The organism is Nostoc linckia z4, from assembly GCF_002608075.1.
GTDB lineage: Bacteria > Cyanobacteriota > Cyanobacteriia > Cyanobacteriales > Nostocaceae > Nostoc > Nostoc linckia.
Map to the genome: position 1 here is coordinate 1 of NZ_LAHA01000097.1, position 19,174 is coordinate 19,174.

A 19,174-nucleotide genomic window follows, 5' to 3' on the forward strand; every position below is an offset into this window, starting at 1 on the left:
ATCCTTAACCCAACCTTGACTACTGTTTTTTCGCTACTTACTGCGATCGCTCATCTCTGTCCACACTCCTCACCACTGCCACCACTGCCACCACTGCCACCACTGCCACAACACCCATAAACTTATCTCAACCCCATTCCTGACATTCCTAGACACCGCTAATACCCTCCAATGAGCGATCGCCCCTAAACTCATCCAACGACGGCTTACGGGCGATTCTGCTTTGCTATGGGGTAACCTGCGGTGTGGGGCGGGATTAATTCAGCTTCAGTTTGAGACTTCCCTCTTTCAATCCTTTACTGATTTCTTCCGCACTTCTCCTTCTTTTTGTAGTCTCATTCTTCGTTTCTTTTTCTTTTTCTGGGAAAAACACACTACCGAATTTAGTATTTTTCCAATTTGCAATAATTTGATTGATATTAGATAAATCTAAAGATTTTAAATCATAATCTTGCTCGAAACCTTTTACACCCTTATGAGCATCTTCCACACCTGCTTTATATAAAGCGTTTCTAATACTTTTTCTTTTTTCCTCTAATTTTAAGTTTTCAATTTCACTTCTTAATTCTTCTACTTGATTTTCTAAATCTTGACTCATTTTTAAATATCCTCTACCTTTACTTGTGATTCTATATCTATTGTAGTTGGTGGTGTGGTATTTCCTTCTTCTAAAAATGGGGGTGTATCGTCGTTAAAATCAACTACTATCCTTACTTCTTCATCATCTACATTATTAGATAATAATTTATTAATTGCGATCGGTGCTTGGACTATATCTTGATAACTCTTTGCGTACTGTGCATATAATCTTGGTGAAATCTCATCAATATTATCTATATGTTCCTCAAGTTTCACTCTTAATTTTTCACCCATCCTTATTAAATTGTTAGATACTGTAAGATAAATTTCTTTTAATTTATCTCTACTTAATTCTTCTAATTCTTTTTCAACTATTTCAGCAATCACATTTTTTATAATCACTGGTTTGTGTTTTTCAATTTCAACATCTAATTTATTTTCTACATCTTTGTATTTATCTGTTTTACTATCAATGATTAATTTATCAAATCCATCTTTCTTTTTTAATCGTTGTATTGTTTTGCGATTAACCCCTACAATTTCAGCTACTTCTATAACACTTTTACCAGTTGCTAATAGTAAGGCTATTTTAATTTCATTTTCAGTAAAATCACTCATCATTTTTAATTGGTAAATATTAGATGGGGAATTTAACCCCATCATTTTTATTAGATAGAAATAGTTTTCACACTTTCGATATCCAAAACAAAACAATCAGCATCGTAAGCTTCTGCTGCATGACGACGGCTTGAAGCAGTATTACTATGCCCCATCACATCTGTTAAAACTTGGTTTATTTTTCTGCCTGAATTTTCAAAAAATACAGGGTATACACACTGTCCATAAATTTGCCGGAATAAATGACACGTGCGACGATCTTTCATTTTTCCTGAAGCTTCAGGATTTAGCCATGTAGCATCAGAATCTAAAATAATGTATTTATCACAAATTGTTTTTGCAACCTCAGATAAATATCTTGAGTATTTATCATGAGCTTTTTTAGCTGCTTTTTGTTGTGCTGTGAAACTTTCATCTTCTGGTATTGCACGTTTCTCTCTCACCTCTAACCATTTCATACCCTCTAATACAGCACTAGCAGTATTACCTAAAATAGGTATTTCAAAAGCTTCTATAGAATCTTCAGCGTGTCTTTTCAATTGTCCTGAAAATTCTAATTTATTATCACTACCAACTGGAGTAAATTTAGCACTACTCATAATTTCACTCTGTCTTCTACCAGTCAAAATCATTAGAGCGATCGCTACTTCCTGCCACTTGCTAGATGATTCTGGTAGGTGTGTAAGTCTACCCTTTGCCCAATTTATTAAACCTGAGACTTTGATATTAATTGCATTATTCGATCTAGTGTTTAAATTTTCGTTAGATTTCTCGGCTTTTATTCTCCGAATATCATTGAAACTGGCTTGTACACTATTTCTAAAATCAGAAAACGTTTTTGACAAAATATTATCCGGATAATTTTCATTATCAGCGTCTACTTTTTGTTCAATAATTTTTAAAACTTGCGCTCTCCAATTGGATATATTATTTGGCTTAGCTTCTACACATCTTGACTCAATACGTGAAATAATTTCAGATCGAAACGCGGGAATAATAGAGAAAAATTCAGGTAAACACGTTTGTTGAGTTGTCACAAGTCTGGTTGTGTAAGGTTTTAAACCTAAAAACTCCCAAGTTTTTGATTCATTATCAAAAATACCTTCATAAAATTTAGTTGCGATTTCATTTATTTCAGTTTCAAAATCGCTGTAAATTTCTTCAGTATCCTTTGTTGTAACCATATCTTTATTTTCCTCTTTATTACCAGTATTAGATTCTAAAAGTAAAAGTTTTCTTTCTGTTTCGCAAGCTTCTAAAATGGACGGAATTAATAACTCTTTAGTAGATGCTCTAGATTTTTGCTCTGATTTAGTTGCTGGATTGTAGATTTTTTGAACACCTACTTCAGGAGCTATTTTTCTTAATTCAGCACTAGTTAAATTTTCTAAATCTTCTTTAGAATAAGTTGCGTATTTTTTACGATTTTCTGTTACTGTATCAACCATTTTTCTTCCCCTTTTGTGTTGTTAAATCTAATATAACACCCCATTTCTGTAAATGCAACAAATGGGGTATTAGAGTTAATTATGGGGTAACCCCATTTCTGTATACACCCCATTAAATATACTAATCAGATCTATCTTGTCAGATAGTACAGAAGTGGGGTACTATAAATACAGAAATGGGGTGAAGGACAAACCAACACCCACAACACAAAAAAGGATTTAAAGACATGGTAGCTCAATTTAATTTCCAATCCCGCCCCGCCAATCTTCCCCAAAACGATCGCTTTGCTGCTGAGTTCGATGCCGCTATCGGTTTACTGCCACGCTTTACCACTGGACAGTATTGGGTAAGCTATAAAGCGAAATTGGCAGAACTGCAACCAGTTGAGTTTTAAGTTAAAAAGGTGCGATCGCTCTCTTGACCGCACCTAAATATCAAAGATTATTTTAAGGAATTTAAATCATGAAACTTGAAGATTCATTTTTACTTACTCTGAGAAAAAACAACCGATCGCAAAAAATAGACGGGTGTGGGTGGGAAGATACTTTTGAATTCAGCTTTAAAAATGCAAAGGAATTTGCTTTAGGTGATAAATTACCAGATTCAGAAGGAATTATCACGGTATTCGGATTAGATTTAGATGCTAAAGTTTTTAAAAAATAGAGGTAGTAGCAATGATTTACGTCAATTTAAATTTCAGCGATTCTTATAAATCAATAGAAGATTCTGAATTAGAAGAATTTTTGAAAATTTATCAAGCTAAAGATCATATCAATATTATTCAATGCTGGAATGAAGAGGGCGAATGTACGATTTTCGAGAGGGATGATGATGACAACTGGTTTAGTTACTAGTTATTAAAACCAAAAATCGATTAAAGCTGAGGATTTAAAATAGTTAGCTAAATGTGCTATAAATTTTAATTCTTCAGTTTTGATTTGATTTATTTTATAAATATCAAAATTACTTTCATAAATCATAAGTATCGCTTGCAAGCTTAGATTTTTATGGCTTGGGTAGATTGATTCTAAAAAAGGCAAATACTTAGGTCGTTGTGGAATGCCACAAAAATCAAAACTTTCTTGCTCTAGCCATTCAGAATCAACAGCAATTAACTCTATTGATGTATTTTTATCTACTGTCACACCCATTGCCACAGATTGACCTACTGCTTGAGCGATCGCGTGTTTGTAGGTGTAGGCAAATACTTGGTAAAGCTTCCCGCCAATTGCGACTAATCGGTAATGCATAGGTGTAGAGAAAATCAATTCTCGCAATCTATCTCAAAATCCATACTTTTTACAATCTTGGTGCAAACTTTTTTGTTTGGCGTAAACACTTAAAACCTTTACCCAGTAAGGTTTATAGCGGAAGAAAAGACCCTTTAAAAAGTCAAAAACACTATTTTTGATAGGTTTTTAAATAGTTCGGCAGAAAAAATTTTGGCACACCTCAAAGTCTTACTGGGTAAGGATTCTGCTAGCAGAAAAGTATAAATACTGCATTCAACTAGCAGAACGAAAAATCAATACTTCTGCTTATGTGTGCAGCAGAATCACGATGGCATGGTGACTGTCACTACTCTGCATCATTATTTTTTGAAGCCAGAAATTGATTGACTATATATAGGATTTCTCCTGAGAGTGTTCTGCTTTCTTTTTCAGCTTCTTGTACTAGTTTTTCATAAATTTCTTGGGTCACTGAGAATGTAATTTTTCGTGTTTTAGGTTTCATAGTTAGCTCATTTACGTAGATTACTATTTTACCTAAAGTTAACCAATTACTGAAATTTTCTGTCTTCTTCTGCAATTTCCACCAAAAGCAGAAATTTTCTGCTAGTATGTTGTTAACAGCAGAAAAAGGAAATGAACACTAAAAAATACTATGAAAGTTGTTTAGGTCGAAAAATTTCCGATAGAACTTGGGCAAGAGACAAAGCAAGAATTAAAGCATTTGATCTAACATTATCCAAGGAAAATTTAAAGAAGTTTGCAGATCTAAAAACACAATCAAAAAAGTTTGGACTACCGATAGATCAAGTACTCAATTATTTTTTCAACACTACGAATACACCAGATACTTTGGGAATTAATATCTATTCAGCAGTTTTGAAAATAACAGAAAATAAACCGCATCCTTGCACAATTCGTAGATGGTTCCCGCAAGGATATCAATTAGAAAGAAAGTACACCTCTCAAGAAGTTGATCAAATTTACTTACACGCTCTCATTTATAGAATCAGGAATGGTAAACAATTATGCAATTAGATAAAAACCAAGTCCAACAAATTAAATACGATTTGGAAAAACAAAATTACTCTGCCACAAGTCAAGAAATTCGTTTTGCTGCTGAGAGTTTTGAAACTTTTGATAGGGAAGAGATAGGAAAAAAAGTTTTAGCAAATCATTCATTCAACAACTCTAAGTTAGCGAAAGTTGAAAACAATTCTCTGACTCATTCTCAAAAACAATCTTTAGTGCGAGTTGAAGCCGAACAATTAGGAGTTGTTTTAAGTGATGTAGAAATAACTCAAATTTTGGATGCTGACACTAAAAACTATTCTGATTCAGTCCAATTTTTAATTGGTGTTCGTGAATTAATTAGAGAGTTTTTAGCAGGAAGAAACCATGAAAGAAACAATACAAGATTACAATTAGTTTCTTCTATTCAAGATGTAATTGAAGCTGCTAACCAAGAGGATGCCATGAATGTGGTTAGAACTAATCAACAATTAATGGATATTGTGAATAGTTGCAAGCAACAAGCTACAGATTACAAAAGTCCCTACACCAATCGTCTCGAAAGTATTCGAGAAACTCTACAAGCAAAGAGAGGGTAAATTTAATTGGGGTATCCTGTATAGTCACTCCCCTTACTCTGATGAGAACTTCACAACAAAACTTGTAGTTATTTTATTAACTTTCTCTTTATCGATTTTAGGGGGCTTTTATGTCTCAGGATACCTCAAAAAACATTCGGATTCATCACAAGGATTTAGAAGTCAATGCTCAAGAATTACCTGTCGAATCGTTGCAAATGATATTAGATTATCGAGTGACGATGCAAAAATTAGAGAACAAAAAGTTATCTAGTTTAAATTGGCAAGCGATTTTATTGGGAGTTGTTCTTAGTTTAGTTTTTGGTTGTTCAATTTCACAATTCAAATTTCAAGTAAATCAAACAGAGGTACAAAATGTTAAGTAGTTTATTCCCTCAATTTTTTGGTAGTGGTGATGGTAAATCAGGATTATCAACTGGAGGAAACCCAGGACAACTTCTTGGAGGTGATCGAGAGAGAATAGCAAGCGCATCTCAATTATCAGATACACCTACACAGCAAAGTGTTTCTCGAATCGCTCAAAACGCTGGTTTAATCGAAGCCCAAACAATTCTATTACAAGAAGAATCTAAATATAAATTGGCTGAACAGGACGCTGCATTAGCTAATTTACAAGTGCGTGTCAATCATGCTGAACAAAGTTTTCAACGTACCAAAAAGTATAAAGAGACAATGGCTAAACATGGTAAAAATATTCTCAACCATGACATCGAATCAAACAATATTCAATCGAATTTAAATGGGTACGAACAGGCATTTCAATCAGCAGAAAGTAGAATTCACTTATGAAAACTAATTTTCTTTATTGGGTTTGTGTAGGTCTTCAAGGATTTCAACTTTTAGGTTTTTTAACTCAAATCAATAAAAGCTTAATTGGGACTTCCACACCCCTTACTTTAATTGTAATTGTCTGCATTGCTATTAGCGGTTACTTAGATTACTCAAAAGAGATTAACAACCAAAATAAAGTTAATTTCTTCACTCTTTTAGCAATGCACATTTCTTTACTTATTAGTATTTTATTAGCGATCGCTTTAGGAGGATATCTTGGTACAAAATAATATTGTTTCTGATGAAGATTTAGCGAAAGCTTCTAAGTCTTTGAGGTTTAAAAAGTCTCTTAAGTATGGGTTACTTACATCCTTTACTTGTCTTTCACTCTCTCCTTTGGTCTTAAAAAACTACACGGATGAAAATACAAAACAATTTCTACTGTGGTCTGGTTTTGTCAGTGGTTTATTAGGTGGCGTACCGATAAATTGGGAGAGAGAACAGAATTTACTGAAAACATTTGAATCTGTGAACAAGGAAACATTTAAGAGGCAAATAAGCGGTGAAATTGTTCTAGGAGATTTAACTGTTGAAGCAAACAATTTAACTAAAATCGTTAATTTTGTAGAACGGTTACCATTCAATATTCAAGATCATTTCGCTAGAAAATTACGTGTTGAAGATTATTTGACAAGTAATTTTATTGAGCCTGAATCTCAACCCGTGGAACCTAAACCAGGAATTCAATTAGAAGAAAATCACCTATGGATTAAATCTATTTTAAAGGAACCATTTAAGATTCTTACAGGTGAACAAGGAAGCGGTAAATCGACTTTTGAAAGATTATTGATTGACTTATTACGCGAACAAGGTCACCACATAATAATTTTGAATCCTGAGACTATTAGGCAAGGTGCAAATGATGTGACGGTCATGCACAAAATTGAGGAGATTAACGCATTTTTAGAAAAGTTTCCCCAATCAATTGAACGTAGGCAACAACAAGCAAGAAACTTGAGAATTGATGAAGATGATTATCTTGAATATCTTGAAGAAAATGAACACGGATTAAAAGGTCGTGTAGCTATCTTTTTAATGGAAGCTAATACTTATGAGGCACATGGGGTAAATCCTGAATTGTGGGCTACTTTTCTTAAGCAGATGAGTACTAATATTCGTAAATGGGGATTTACTGCTGTACTCACAGCACACAGCCCCAATCAAACTTCTATTAGTTCCAAATTGAAAGGGTTTTCAGCACTTTTAGATAGTGCAGTACATATTGAATGCTTGGCAACGACGAACGGTAAAGGTGAGAAAATAGGTAGTGGTAAAGCTTTAATTAAAAAAGGTAAGCAAGGGGAATCGAAAACAGTTGATTTACCTTTTTACAAACCAAAATCAAAACATTACTAAGGAATAAAAACAATGAAAAACATCGAATTGTCATACACATCAAAAAATATCGATTTTTACCATTTGCATCAAATTATATCGGATCTAATCGAAAAGAATGGCACTAAAAGCGAATTTGAGAGATTCAAATTCAACCTTGAAAGACTGCACAACGATTATCCACCAAACTCAGATCGAAATCTAAATCAATTCTCATCGAAAAGAAATGCTGAAATATTTGAATCATATATCGGAAAGCAAAAAGTAACACTAAATATGAGGAATTGAATTGATTAATTGAGTATTTTAAATATCTGATTGGTATAATTGTACTAATCAGATATTTTTTATATTTATGGCACAATCAGTAATCAGAATAACTTTAGAATGTGATGCCACACAAGCAGAAAATAAACTCAATAATTTATCTAAAATTATTGAGGGTAATTTAGGTAATTCCTTCCAGTCTGCTGCTTTTAATTCACAATTAATGATTAAAGGAATTGAAGCGGGAATTTCTGCAATTACTGGGTTAGTTGGTAAACTCTCTGATGGATTATCTAAAAGTATAGCGATTCAATCTGAGAATATCTCTGTTGCCGGAAACATAATGAAGCTTACGGGACAAAATTATGCTCAAGCTACAGAGTTTATTGATGAATTCAGCAATAAAATGTCTGTGATTGCTGCTGCACTTCCTGGCCAGACTTCTGATTATGTTGATTTTGGTAAAGCGATCGCTGATGATGTCATCCCTGCTTTAAAAGGTGTTAATGGTGCTGTTGACATCAAAAAACTTCAGTCTGAGTTACAGGATGTATCGAAACTTGGTACTTTACTAGCTCAATCAGCAAATGTAAAAAGTACAGATGCAGCAATGGCATTAAGTAAGTTTTTAGGCGGTACGTCTTCAAAAGGTGAATTATCACAGTTAGACTTTTTTCAGAAAAATACTACTTTCAGGAATTCACTATTCCAGGAAATTGAAAAACTTGGTAAAGATGTCAAGCAACTAACTGTAGAGCAACGACTAGAAATATTTAAAAAAGCTGCTGCTATACCTCAAGAGGTTTTAGACGCTCAAAGTAAATCGCTATCTGGAATCATGGCGGGTTTCACCTCTAGCCTCTTCGATCCTCAGACAGGTTTATTCGGTTGGATGCGTGATTTAAACTTAACTGTTAAGGGCAATCAATCGGCATTATCCGCTATTCAGGAAGGTGTAGGAGCGTTAATAGGTGAGAACGGGTTACTTAATGCTATTGGCGGAACTCTAAAAGCTTTTGGATTTGAAGCGATCGATCCTATGTTGGCACTAAGAAATGTAATCTTAGGTGTCAATGCAAAGATTAAATATCTGCGTGATGTTTTGAACAATTTCTTAAATATTGGTCAAGATGATTTAACAGGTAGAAATTTTAGACAATCATCAGAGATAGAGCGATCGCAGGGTGAACGAGAAAATAAACTCGCTAATGATTTAAATTATTTCTTCAATCAAGTATTTAATATAGAGGGATTAGGTAAAAAGCTTGCATCACTTACCAATAGTTTTTTCGATCAAATTGCTAATACTAATTGGTCTGCTGTGGGTGCGATCGCTGGTGAAGGACTAGCAAGAATGCTCAATGAAGCATTCCGATATATCAATAATATCGATTGGGGCAAGATTGGGAGTGCTGCTTTAGAGATTGGTAAAGGTCTATTCATAGGGATAGGCAAGTTTTTGACTACACTTGATTGGATCGCAATGGGGCAGTCAATAAGTGTTTTATTATTAGCTAGTACTGCTGCTGCTGCTGCTGCTTTCTTAGCTCCTGTAATCGCTGGTGTGGGTTCTATGGGTGCGGCTATCGCTGCTGCAATTGTAGGATTTACATCTTCAGTCGTTGCGAATTGGGAGAATTTAAAATCTACGTTCGCTAATTTATGGCAATCTGTTGTGGGTGCGGTGAATAATTTTGTAAGCAGTATCAGAAATTTAATCAGTAATTTTAAGTTACCAAGCCTGCCTAGTTTTGGAGGTGAAAACGCTGTGCAAGCACATCCAGGTTTCACACAAAATTTTGCATCAGGGAATACTGATTTATTAAATGCACTAATTAGAGAAAATAGACAAGCACCACCCGGATCTAGACCTGTAATTGCTAATTCTTCAGAAGCTATTCTTACGCGAGAGCAACAAAAACAACTTTTAGCTAACTCTAATAATGGGATTATTTTGAATGGGGATATAGTAATTAATGGAGATGTGAAAGATCCAAATATTTTAGCCGATGAAATTATAAATAGGATTAGCATAAAATACCAATCCTACAAGCAATCGAGAATGTTCGCTTAAAGAAAAAACCCCTATTCAAAAAGAGTAGGGGATATAAACGCACATAGCACATTAGATATTTTTATTTTTTAGGTTTTGAATCTAAAATTGTGAGTAAAGCTTTTTCCATCAAATCTAATCGCTTATTGGAAGATTCAATATTATCAGATTGATTAAGCGCGATCGCTGAAACTAAATCAGATAATTTAAGGTGAGATTCCTGGATTGCTTTGATAGATGTCGTAATTTCCCTACAAGTAGCGATAACTTGGCGCAAAGCTTCTGTGTTACGATTTTCAAAATCTTCAAGTTGTTTTGCGTTGCTACGAAGGGTTTTGGTAACAACCAATTCAGGTAGATTGAGTAGTGATTGTTCAAGCTTTTGATTGAAATTATATAAACTAGTGAATTCATGCTGCTGCTTTAAAATGCACTCTTCAAGCATTCTATTATTAGCTTGCTCTTGCTCAATATAAGCCTTAAAATAATCTTCAAAAGTAACTTCATTTGTCCTTGGTTTGTCAATAGAAAGCGTCATAGAATTATTTTTCATACACTCTTATTACAATATCTATGCTAGCATTAATTTAAATGTATTGAAAAGAAAATTATGAATACAATTACTTTTGAATTATCAGATGAAGAGTTAAAAATATTTCATGAAATATGGGAAGATGGAGCAACTAAAAGATTCTTTGGAGGATTAAAATTATCTGATTTAGATAGTTCAGTCGAAAAAATTTCAGAAGCGATCGCACCTATCGAAGATCCAAAACCAGTAAGTTTGGATGATTACTTTCAGTTTTAAGTTTTAAAAATTTAAACTAAAAATCGCACCTGCCGAATAATACAAGTGCGATTTTTAGTTTTAAAGTAGTTATGAAACGTTTTAATTATAGCAAAATATATGATTGATACACAAATCACAGAAGAAATAGCTTTAACAATCAAAGGATTAAAAATTAAACCTATAACTATAACTTTTAATAATAGTGAGGAAAGAATCATTAATGAATTTGTAACTAAATCTATTTTTAAAATTTATGAGCATGGTATTAATCATTTTATGCGTGATAAGTGGGGTAATAAACCACCTATTGAAAATCAAAAACTTTATAAAGACACTAAAGTGTTAGGTTTGTTTATTTCTTCACTTTATGAATTATGTAAAGAATGTTTCTTTATAGCTCCAAAAAGCAGATTTAATTCATATCAAAATAATGGTATAGAATGGTTTGGCGCTTGCTTACGTGATTTAATTTATATTGAAATATCAGACTGTTTAAATCCTGAAATCAAATCTAAACCTAAATTAGATTATTTACAAATAAAAAAAGATAGATTAAAACAATTAAAAGATATTGAAAGTATTTTCGATACTAATATTTTTAATGTGTATAATCCATACTTAAAATTTGAGAATTGTGAATCGCTTTACTTATTAATTGAATTAAGTCAAAAGCTAGCAGGAATAAAACCAAACTTCGATAAAAAATATTGGACACCTTTTATAAATTCTTACAGAAATGCGATCGCTGAAATAGAGAAAAACTATATCACTGTGCAATTGGGTATTGATGATAAAGGTGTTTGGACTAAATCACCCTTAGAAGGTAGTCGAAACCATTCTAAAAACTATTTGTTAAAAAGGTAATCTAAAATACATCGGTTCTACAAAGTATATATGATGAGCGTTCCAAGACTTTTGGAGCGTTTTTTCATATCCGTACAAATCTCTCGATAATAGTAAATAGATTTGAAAAATATGCCATTGGGACAAGTAGCCAAAAGCTAAATCCTGATAAGCAGGAAACAAACTTGTAAAGGCTCAAGAAAGGTAATAGCTGGTGTGCTTATAGTTAATGTTTCAAGTCAAAAAATAACCCCACAACTCTTACAAAGCTGTGAGGTAGTCCAATTTTTAAAAACTCTACCCTAATTTTAGACTATGCAAGGAACTCAATTATCTTTATTCCCTCAATCAGGAATTTTCACATCTATATCCTTGATCAAGCCATGCCAGAAGTGCGGTTGCGATGTAGGGAGAGTGCTTAAAGGAAGTGGGCAACATCACACCAGAATCAATTGCTCATCATGTGGTGCGTTTCATTCATGGGGGAAGAAATTACAATCAGCGCGATCGCCCCAAAACAAAGCGAAAAACTTACGCTCTGACTGCAAATTGCATTCACTGAAATTTTCAGTCAATAAAGGTAGAATCGCTCAAAGCTTTATATAGTAAGAGTTTTAAATGATTTCATTAAGTGCAAAATTAACTTCTATTGCTATGTCATCCGGTGTCAATATCGCTAAAAGTGCTATGTCATCCGGTGTCAGTCTCAAAAACAGTAAGCGATTGTACTCAAAATCATTGTTGAAAATGGGGTGACATTTGGTTACTTTCCCACTGCCACTAATCAAAAATCCCCCGACCGGGAAGGCGATCGCAGGGATTCTGTAGATGCTGAATTGTTGGGGCATGAGGATTAAGCCGATTTTTGAAACACCACTCTTTCTAAAGCTTCTAGCCTATTCTCAAATTTATCTCTTTCTAAAAATAACTTTGTTAGGTAGTCCGGTACAGAAAGATGTTCCGCACTGGCCGCTTCTTTTATCTTCTCAAGCACTTCGCTATTGAATCTCATTGAAATTTGTTTATCTTTTATCAGTGCCATGTTGCTATATTCCTTTTCTAGTAAGGGATACATCAATTTTACAGTTTTCAATGATGTGAGTCAAGTGTATCACTTTTGTGACACTTTTAGAAACTGGCACAGAGTAAACAGACATTTGTGATTCTAACGGGATACATTAAAAATGTGGATGAAACGACACCCACACACACATTACAAACTACCCCAATTAAACCACATGGCAATCTCAATTTCTCGCGCTGGCAAACTGATTACTGATGCAAATGGTTTTGTTTCTGCTACCTTAGCAACTCTCGAAGTCCAGGACACCCAAGACGAACAAGGTAGAGAGCGTAGTCAGTTACAGTTCATTTTTAAAGTTCCCACGACTAAAGGGGAATCTGATAAATATTTATGGACTGGTTTAAATGTCAACGCCGAAAAAACATATTATCCAGTCGATTCCGATGGTGTTGTAAGCTCTACTCCTGAGTACAACAAACTCACTCAATTGTTACTATCTTTAGGTTTAATTTCTGTCAAACAACTCGATAGTAATGATGAAATTGAACTGGATTTAGAAACTTTAATCGGACAAAAATTTGAGTTTAAAGTTATTCCCAATAAATTGAAACCAAGTTTATCTGATATTGATTTAAAAAATATCAGACTAGTTAAAGAGCAACCATCTAAATCCTTGACGGTTGGTACTTCCAAATAATCTGAAGTACTTACACCAAAAAGAAAAGAGGTAAGTTACCGCTTACCTCAACCTAAAAAGTAAACGCACCGAGTAGCTAGAGTTAAGGGCTTGCTCGGTGCATCTCAAACATTAATTATATGTCAATTAAAATAAAAACCAACCTTAAAGTTAACTCAATTGTAACACATAATTTATTATCCCATGAACAGCACTTACAAGAATGGGATAATTCTGGAGTACTAAGAAGTATTTCAGAATTAAATGTTAAATCAATCTCAGGTGATGATGTTGTAGAGTTTCTAAATCTCCAAAACCTTAATAAATGGCACTTACACCGTAATTTCGGATGTGTTCTAAAAGGTGGTTGGGTGTGCGGTAAGGTGTTCAAGCCTGATACACCTAGATTAATCAAGCGCAAACCTGTTAAATATGAAAATCCGGTAGGGAAAGAAATAGAACTAGGCTTACTAGAGTTACCTACTGAAATCTGGCAAGCGATCGCAGTAAAGCACGGTCTAGAATTCCCAGTTGGGTGCAATGGTTGGGAATGGATCAAGGCTAATCCACAAGTACCCGTAGTTCACACTGAATCATGTAAGAAAGCGGGTGCTATTATCTCTGCCTTGCTTATCCCTGCACTCTACACCCCAGGTCACACAACATCATTCATTAAAGATGGTGATGTACGTTTTGCTGAATTCCTACACCCAGATCGCACAATTTATTTAGCTCTAGATAATGATTTAAAGAAATCTGCTAGAGAAGCGATCGCCCGAACGACCAAGGGTGTAATCTCAAGAATCACCAGAGATAAGGATTATAGGTTACTTGAAGCACCAAAAGCACAGTTAAAGATTTGCCAGTGGTACGGATTTGATAAAGGTGTGGATGATCTGCTAGTTAATCAAGGGAAAGAAAAACTTCTTCAAGTTTTTAAAAATGCTGTTAGCTGGTTTGATTGGGTTGATAGCTCTAAGCAAACTATAGGATTTACGCCAAATCAAGTGTTTAATTCTCCCAAATTCCAGTACTTTGACCGCCCTAAAGATTCACCCTTAGTTGTTGTTGTAGGTGGTAAAGGCACTGGCAAAACTTGGTTATTTGAACAATGGACAAAAGAAGCTAAAAACGATAAACAACCTGTTCTAAGTTGCGTACACCGACAATCATTAGCTGAATCATTATCATCTAGATTAGGACTTGAATACATTCAAGATATTGAAGGTGAGATTACTAAAAAAGACTTTATCTCATTAGTTATCGATTCACTTTGGAAAATAGATGTCAATAAATTTAAAGGGGGATTGATATTAATTGATGAAGTTGTACAGGTAATAAAGCACTTGTTAACATCGTCTACTTGTTCTAGCAAAAGAGAAAGAATCTTTAGGAAGTTAAGAGAGTTAGCTAAAGTAGTTGTCGAGTCTAAAGGTCAATTTGTAATAGCTGATGCTGATGCTGATGAAGATGTTATTAAATTCTTTATCGGTCTTCTAGGTGGTGATATTGAACCTTACATCATCTTCAATGAATACGCTGAAAAATCTTATAACTGTTACGTTTCAGACGGTTATAAAACCTACTCAAAAAACGGTAAGATTTTAAAGAAATCACCTTCTGATGTAGTTGCTGTTGCCTTATCTAAAGCTATGAAAGGCGATCGTGTAATGATGATGCTCACAGGGCAAAAAGAGACATCTAAATGGGGTACATCAAACATTGAAAAACTATTTATTAATGCTGGTGTATCTGATGTTTTTGTATATGATTCAAAAACATCAATTGACCCTAACCATATCGCTTACAAAGTTAAAAAGGGACAAATAACAATTAGTGAAGCGATTGACGCTCACCAAGTTTCTTTATTGTCGCCATCAGCAGGTACAGGATTATCAATCGAAACTCAAAATAAACTTGATCTAGATTGTGGTATCTTCTTTGGGAAATTGTCGTCAGATGAAGTTCGCCAATTCTTGATGAGAGATAGAGATCAATCTACTGATAGACTAATCTTTGTTTCTGATAGAAATTCAGACAGTCCATTTTTGAATTTGGGTACAACTGAAAAAAGTGTAGAAAATAAAAGTCAAGAAATTTTTGACTTCTCAAAAGAGTTATTAAATTCTCATGATGAGGAATGGCTAACAGAGTACCCAGATTTAAAGCACTGCGAGAAAGCAAGCACCTACTTTAATAATTTAGTTGCTCAAGCTAATAAAGAATACTGGGATTATAAAAAGTATGTTGTTAATGGTCTTAAACGAGAAAACGTAACAGTTATTGATTTAGACCTAGCAACCGATCATTTTGAATCTTCTATTACTTGTGATGAGATAGAAGATTTAGTAGAAGAGTTGAAAGAAACATCAACAGAGGAGTTGTACAGAAAATTAGAATCCCAAAAACTAATATCTGATGATGAGTTTAAGCTACTCAAAGATAAGCAAGCACTCACACAAGAGGAGCGGTTATCTTTAGAAGCTAAAATCTTATTCAACAGATATGGTCAAGTACTCCCCGTCACTGCTGAATTAATTCAAAAAGATTCAGAAGGTTACTACGAGCAATTACGACTACTGTATGTCTCTACAGTTGGGTATGAGGTAACAACTCAATTACAGTTACTAGGTGGTAGTATTCAAGCTGCTAATGGTGATGGCGTTGTGTTACGCAATAGTTTCATAGACAAGCAACAGATATTAGCTCAATGTGAGTTTATACGTGAGTCAGGGATTCTTGAGTTATTAGGTCAAGAATTATCAGTCAATAATCCCAAATGTGTAGAAGTTTTCGAGTATTTATTAGAGCAAAAAGATAATTACTTCTTACTGTTCAATAAAAAGCTTGAATTTAAAAAATCTGCTGAATTTGATTTTAAGCCAATAGGATTATTGTTAGGTTCTATGGGTATTGAGACTAAATCTAGTAAGAAGACACTAAACGGGAAACGAGAAAACGTCTATCAAACAAAACCATTTGAAGACAGAAGAGATGAAGTATTTCAAGCTTGGTTAATAAAAGATACTGATCGCGCTATTAGATGGTCAGAGCAAAAGCATGATTGGGAAGTTAAAAGGTTAATTGCTAAATGTACTAAAGATGTAGACCTAGAATATCTAGAAAACTTGAGTAAGTTAAATATCTTTGGGGAAGTTTGGGAACACGTTGAAACTGCAAATAGGATTCAAATTTTAAACAGAAAAGAATCCTTTACAATCCCAACACCAATTAACCGAGTAGTTTTACCAAAGGACAATGATTATCAAAATATTCTTACTGAAATCAATGAATGGAAAACAATTTCATTAGATATTGAGACTTTTGGAAATGACACAAAGAAAAAAGAAGGGTTACACCCACACAAAGGATTCATTAGATTAATTCAGTTGAGTAATGGTGAAAAAGTTTATTGTTTTGATTTTGGATCTAGAGAAAGTAACCGTCAAGAAATAGAATGTGATTTATCTGAATTTATTAATCTACTTGGTGAAAAAATTACAGATAATCAAACTCAGATAATTGGTCAAAATATCCACTTTGACTTAAGATTTTTAAAGTTTAAATTTGGATTTAAACGAGCTAAAAATATTATTGACACTATGAAAGGTGCAATGGTGTTTTTTGGTGATTATGGTAAGTTAAAGGTCTTATCAGGTGGTTATGGTCTACAAAATCTTTGTGAAAAGTTTTTAGGGTTGCCAGTCGATAAAACAGAGCAAAAATCGGATTGGGGTAGTGAACTTACTACCGAACAAATCGAATATGCTTTATTCGATCCTTTTATCACATACCATCTATACAAAAAGCTTGAGAATGTTTACGAAAATCCAAGTAAATTTGGGTTTAGTAAATTAGAGCAAGATGGTTTAAAAGAAGCTTGGCAACTTGAAAACGATATTATCGGGTGTGCTGTTGAATTAGAATACAACGGTTTACCATTTGACAAGTCACAAGCAGAATTAATCCTAGATAGGTGTGTGTCAATTCAAAAAGAATTACTCTCTAAATGGGTTGATTTAGTGCCTACATTAAATCACACACAAACTAAAAAACTAGTAGGATTTTTAAATGAAAAATATAATTTAAAAATCACCAGTTTAAACAAGACAGCATTAGCAGATTTAGCAGAATACCCAGAAATTAAACTACTCAGTCAACTAAGATCAATAAAAATCCCTATTCAGCAAACAGAATCACTAATAAGGTCTGCTGCTAAAACAGAACGTGTTCAAACTGTATTTAACACACTAACAGGTACAGGTAGATTCTCAAGTGGAATGAGTAAGATTTTTAAAGATTTACCTAATCTACAGTCTATTAGTGCAAAAGCTAATCCAGCATTAGAGCAATTTAATATCCATCCTGTAAGGACTGCGGTAACTGTAGATAAATTAGAAAATCGATCCTTTATCATAGTTGATTTAGCGGCTTCACACGGTCGTATTGCTGCTGATGTCGCAAATGATGAAACTGCGATCGCTGGTTGTAATGATGATTCAATTGATAATCATTCAAAAGTTGGGGTTTATGTAGCTAAGGCATTGGGGCATGATGTTACTTGGCAAGAAATTGCTAAAAACAAAAAAGTTCTACCTTACAAAATGTACCGAGATGCTGCAAAAAACACTTATTATGGTTGGTTAAACGGTGCTGGTGCAAAGCGTATCCAAGCACAAATAAAATCTAATTCAGGTGAAGTTGTAGCAATTGAGGCTTGTGAAGCTGCTATCAAAGGTTGTGAGGAGCTATACCCAGAAGTAGTTAATTTCAGAAAGAAACTAGTTGCTGAATTAAGTAATAAAAAGAATCTGCTCTATGTTGATGGTCGTTACTATGCAATCAATAAAATAGAGTCAGTTCAAAATAAGATACTTCATCTCGTTAAAATTGTAGATGGCAGTATTGATTTACCTTATACAAAGTGTTTGGCTGCGATATGGTCACGTACTGAAGCAACAGCACTAAAAAGAGCGTTGATTAAAATCATAGAACTAGGCGAAGCTAACCCAGAATGGGGTTTAAAGGCTATTAACTATGTCCATGATGAAATTAATGTAGAATGTAATACTACTTTTGTTAAAGAAGTTGCAACAAGCGTGAACAATATTATCGGTGATTGTTTTGCTCAAACACTTAAAAAAGTCTCAGATGGTCGTGAAACAAATTGGACTAAATTAGTTGTGCGTAATTGGAGTGAAAAATAACTAAACACAAGTATAATGAAAGAGTAATAAATGAATAATTATTACTCTTTACACCAAATCAATCTAGTAAAATAATATGAAAGATTTAGAAGTTCCAGTAATAGCGACAAGAGCATATAAAAATATATTAGGTGAGATTTATTATTGCATTTTGGCAATGATAAATACAAGTGAAAATTTAATTCACTGTTTAGTTATAAGTAATTGGTTACCTGATGATAATCATACAGATATGTCATATTTGAAAAAAGTTAAAGTGTCTCCACACTTACCTAGATTATTTATCAACGGATCTAACCAACAACCTTTTATGCTGAATTATGATTTGAAAGAAGACCAAAAATTTATTATTGATATTCAAAACCAAATGATTAAATATATTTAATCCCACCAAATCAAGTCTAAGCCAGTCCCGCCCATATCCCCATAGCAAAGCAGAATCGCCCGTAAGCCGTCGTTGGATGAGTTTAGGGGCGATCGCTCATTGGAGGGTATTAGCGGTGTCTAGGAATGTCAGGAATGGGGTTGAGATAAGTTTATGGGTGTTGTGGCAGTGGTGGCAGTGGTGGCAGTGGTGGCAGTGGTGAGGAGTGTGGACAGAGATGAGCGATCGCAGTAAGTAGCGAAAAAACAGTAGTCAAGGTTGGGTTAAGGATGAAAATC

General features: G+C 34.0%; 23 protein-coding genes. 15 read left to right on the forward strand and 8 right to left on the reverse strand.

Going from position 1 to position 19,174, the window contains the following annotated elements:
• Positions 1–256 precede the first annotated feature (256 nt).
• The 3 genes from VF06_RS36995 to VF06_RS37005 are packed head-to-tail and all read right to left on the reverse strand — an operon-like array spanning position 257 to position 2,645.
• Positions 257–598: a hypothetical protein gene (locus tag VF06_RS36995; protein WP_099072036.1), complete on the reverse strand. Its 342-nt coding sequence runs from the start codon at positions 596–598 to the stop codon at positions 257–259.
• A gap of 2 nt (positions 599–600) precedes the next feature.
• The gene (locus VF06_RS37000; protein WP_180267607.1) at positions 601–1,200 is read right to left on the reverse strand and encodes a COG3415 family protein; all 600 of its coding nucleotides are present in this window, start codon (positions 1,198–1,200) and stop codon (positions 601–603) included.
• A 47-nt stretch (positions 1,201–1,247) separates the two neighbouring features.
• Positions 1,248–2,645, reverse strand: coding sequence for a protelomerase family protein (locus VF06_RS37005; protein ID WP_099072038.1), 1,398 nt, complete (start codon positions 2,643–2,645; stop codon positions 1,248–1,250).
• A gap of 227 nt (positions 2,646–2,872) precedes the next feature.
• Between VF06_RS37005 and VF06_RS41785 the strand changes: the two genes are divergently transcribed.
• The 3 genes from VF06_RS41785 to VF06_RS37015 all read left to right on the forward strand — a co-directional run bounded on the left by VF06_RS41785 (position 2,873) and on the right by VF06_RS37015 (position 3,500).
• A complete protein-coding gene (locus VF06_RS41785; RefSeq protein ID WP_180267608.1) occupies positions 2,873–3,040 on the forward strand; it encodes a hypothetical protein in 168 nt (55 codons plus the stop codon).
• A gap of 68 nt (positions 3,041–3,108) precedes the next feature.
• Positions 3,109–3,309: a hypothetical protein gene (locus VF06_RS37010; protein ID WP_099072039.1), complete on the forward strand. Its 201-nt coding sequence runs from the start codon at positions 3,109–3,111 to the stop codon at positions 3,307–3,309.
• 11 nt (positions 3,310–3,320) lie between these two features.
• Positions 3,321–3,500 carry a hypothetical protein gene (locus VF06_RS37015; protein WP_099072040.1) on the forward strand — a complete coding sequence of 60 codons (180 nt, stop codon included), beginning with the start codon at positions 3,321–3,323 and terminating at the stop codon, positions 3,498–3,500.
• A gap of 3 nt (positions 3,501–3,503) precedes the next feature.
• Here the strand turns inward: VF06_RS37015 and VF06_RS37020 are convergent, their stop codons facing one another.
• Together VF06_RS37020 and VF06_RS41790 are read right to left on the reverse strand one after the other, a co-directional pair.
• Positions 3,504–3,896 carry a hypothetical protein gene (locus tag VF06_RS37020; RefSeq protein ID WP_099072041.1) on the reverse strand — a complete coding sequence of 131 codons (393 nt, stop codon included), beginning with the start codon at positions 3,894–3,896 and terminating at the stop codon, positions 3,504–3,506.
• Positions 3,897–4,224: 328 nt separating this feature from the next.
• Positions 4,225–4,380, reverse strand: a complete 156-nt coding sequence (locus tag VF06_RS41790; RefSeq protein WP_180267609.1) for a hypothetical protein — start codon at positions 4,378–4,380, stop codon at positions 4,225–4,227.
• Between the two features lie 131 nt (positions 4,381–4,511).
• Between VF06_RS41790 and VF06_RS37025 the strand changes: the two genes are divergently transcribed.
• The 7 genes from VF06_RS37025 to VF06_RS37060 all read left to right on the forward strand — a co-directional run bounded on the left by VF06_RS37025 (position 4,512) and on the right by VF06_RS37060 (position 9,992).
• Positions 4,512–4,913: a hypothetical protein gene (locus VF06_RS37025; protein WP_099072042.1), complete on the forward strand. Its 402-nt coding sequence runs from the start codon at positions 4,512–4,514 to the stop codon at positions 4,911–4,913.
• The gene (locus tag VF06_RS37030; RefSeq protein WP_099072043.1) at positions 4,904–5,485 is read left to right on the forward strand and encodes a hypothetical protein; all 582 of its coding nucleotides are present in this window, start codon (positions 4,904–4,906) and stop codon (positions 5,483–5,485) included. Before VF06_RS37025 ends, VF06_RS37030 begins: the two co-directional genes overlap by 10 nt.
• A gap of 110 nt (positions 5,486–5,595) precedes the next feature.
• Positions 5,596–5,850: a hypothetical protein gene (locus tag VF06_RS37035; protein WP_099072044.1), complete on the forward strand. Its 255-nt coding sequence runs from the start codon at positions 5,596–5,598 to the stop codon at positions 5,848–5,850.
• Positions 5,840–6,274: a hypothetical protein gene (locus VF06_RS37040; protein ID WP_099072045.1), complete on the forward strand. Its 435-nt coding sequence runs from the start codon at positions 5,840–5,842 to the stop codon at positions 6,272–6,274. Before VF06_RS37035 ends, VF06_RS37040 begins: the two co-directional genes overlap by 11 nt.
• Positions 6,271–6,546 (forward strand): hypothetical protein, encoded by a 276-nt coding sequence (locus VF06_RS37045; protein ID WP_099072046.1) that lies wholly within the window; start codon positions 6,271–6,273, stop codon positions 6,544–6,546. Before VF06_RS37040 ends, VF06_RS37045 begins: the two co-directional genes overlap by 4 nt.
• Complete coding sequence (locus VF06_RS37050; protein ID WP_099072047.1) at positions 6,533–7,672, forward strand: ATP-binding protein; 1,140 nt, start codon at positions 6,533–6,535, stop codon at positions 7,670–7,672. Before VF06_RS37045 ends, VF06_RS37050 begins: the two co-directional genes overlap by 14 nt.
• A gap of 334 nt (positions 7,673–8,006) precedes the next feature.
• Positions 8,007–9,992, forward strand: a complete 1,986-nt coding sequence (locus tag VF06_RS37060; protein ID WP_099072049.1) for a hypothetical protein — start codon at positions 8,007–8,009, stop codon at positions 9,990–9,992.
• 61 nt (positions 9,993–10,053) lie between these two features.
• Here VF06_RS37060 and VF06_RS37065 read toward each other — a convergent pair whose 3' ends face one another.
• Positions 10,054–10,524 (reverse strand): hypothetical protein, encoded by a 471-nt coding sequence (locus VF06_RS37065; RefSeq protein ID WP_143861879.1) that lies wholly within the window; start codon positions 10,522–10,524, stop codon positions 10,054–10,056.
• A 57-nt stretch (positions 10,525–10,581) separates the two neighbouring features.
• Here VF06_RS37065 and VF06_RS37070 point away from each other — a divergent pair, with 57 nt between their 5' ends.
• Positions 10,582–10,779 (forward strand): hypothetical protein, encoded by a 198-nt coding sequence (locus VF06_RS37070; protein ID WP_099072051.1) that lies wholly within the window; start codon positions 10,582–10,584, stop codon positions 10,777–10,779.
• A gap of 99 nt (positions 10,780–10,878) precedes the next feature.
• Complete coding sequence (locus VF06_RS37075; protein ID WP_099072052.1) at positions 10,879–11,625, forward strand: hypothetical protein; 747 nt, start codon at positions 10,879–10,881, stop codon at positions 11,623–11,625.
• Positions 11,626–12,218: 593 nt separating this feature from the next.
• Here the strand turns inward: VF06_RS37075 and VF06_RS37080 are convergent.
• Both VF06_RS37080 and VF06_RS37085 read right to left on the reverse strand, forming a co-directional pair.
• Positions 12,219–12,452, reverse strand: a complete 234-nt coding sequence (locus VF06_RS37080; protein ID WP_099084306.1) for a hypothetical protein — start codon at positions 12,450–12,452, stop codon at positions 12,219–12,221.
• 5 nt (positions 12,453–12,457) lie between these two features.
• Positions 12,458–12,646: a hypothetical protein gene (locus VF06_RS37085; RefSeq protein WP_143861880.1), complete on the reverse strand. Its 189-nt coding sequence runs from the start codon at positions 12,644–12,646 to the stop codon at positions 12,458–12,460.
• Between the two features lie 196 nt (positions 12,647–12,842).
• On the opposite strand from VF06_RS37085, the gene VF06_RS37090 reads away from it, so the two are divergent.
• The 3 genes from VF06_RS37090 to VF06_RS37100 all read left to right on the forward strand — a co-directional run bounded on the left by VF06_RS37090 (position 12,843) and on the right by VF06_RS37100 (position 18,896).
• A complete protein-coding gene (locus VF06_RS37090; protein ID WP_099076519.1) occupies positions 12,843–13,325 on the forward strand; it encodes a hypothetical protein in 483 nt (160 codons plus the stop codon).
• 119 nt (positions 13,326–13,444) lie between these two features.
• Complete coding sequence (locus VF06_RS37095; RefSeq protein ID WP_099076624.1) at positions 13,445–18,511, forward strand: plasmid replication protein, CyRepA1 family; 5,067 nt, start codon at positions 13,445–13,447, stop codon at positions 18,509–18,511.
• A 76-nt stretch (positions 18,512–18,587) separates the two neighbouring features.
• Positions 18,588–18,896 carry a hypothetical protein gene (locus VF06_RS37100; RefSeq protein ID WP_099072056.1) on the forward strand — a complete coding sequence of 103 codons (309 nt, stop codon included), beginning with the start codon at positions 18,588–18,590 and terminating at the stop codon, positions 18,894–18,896.
• Positions 18,897–19,174 lie beyond the last annotated feature (278 nt).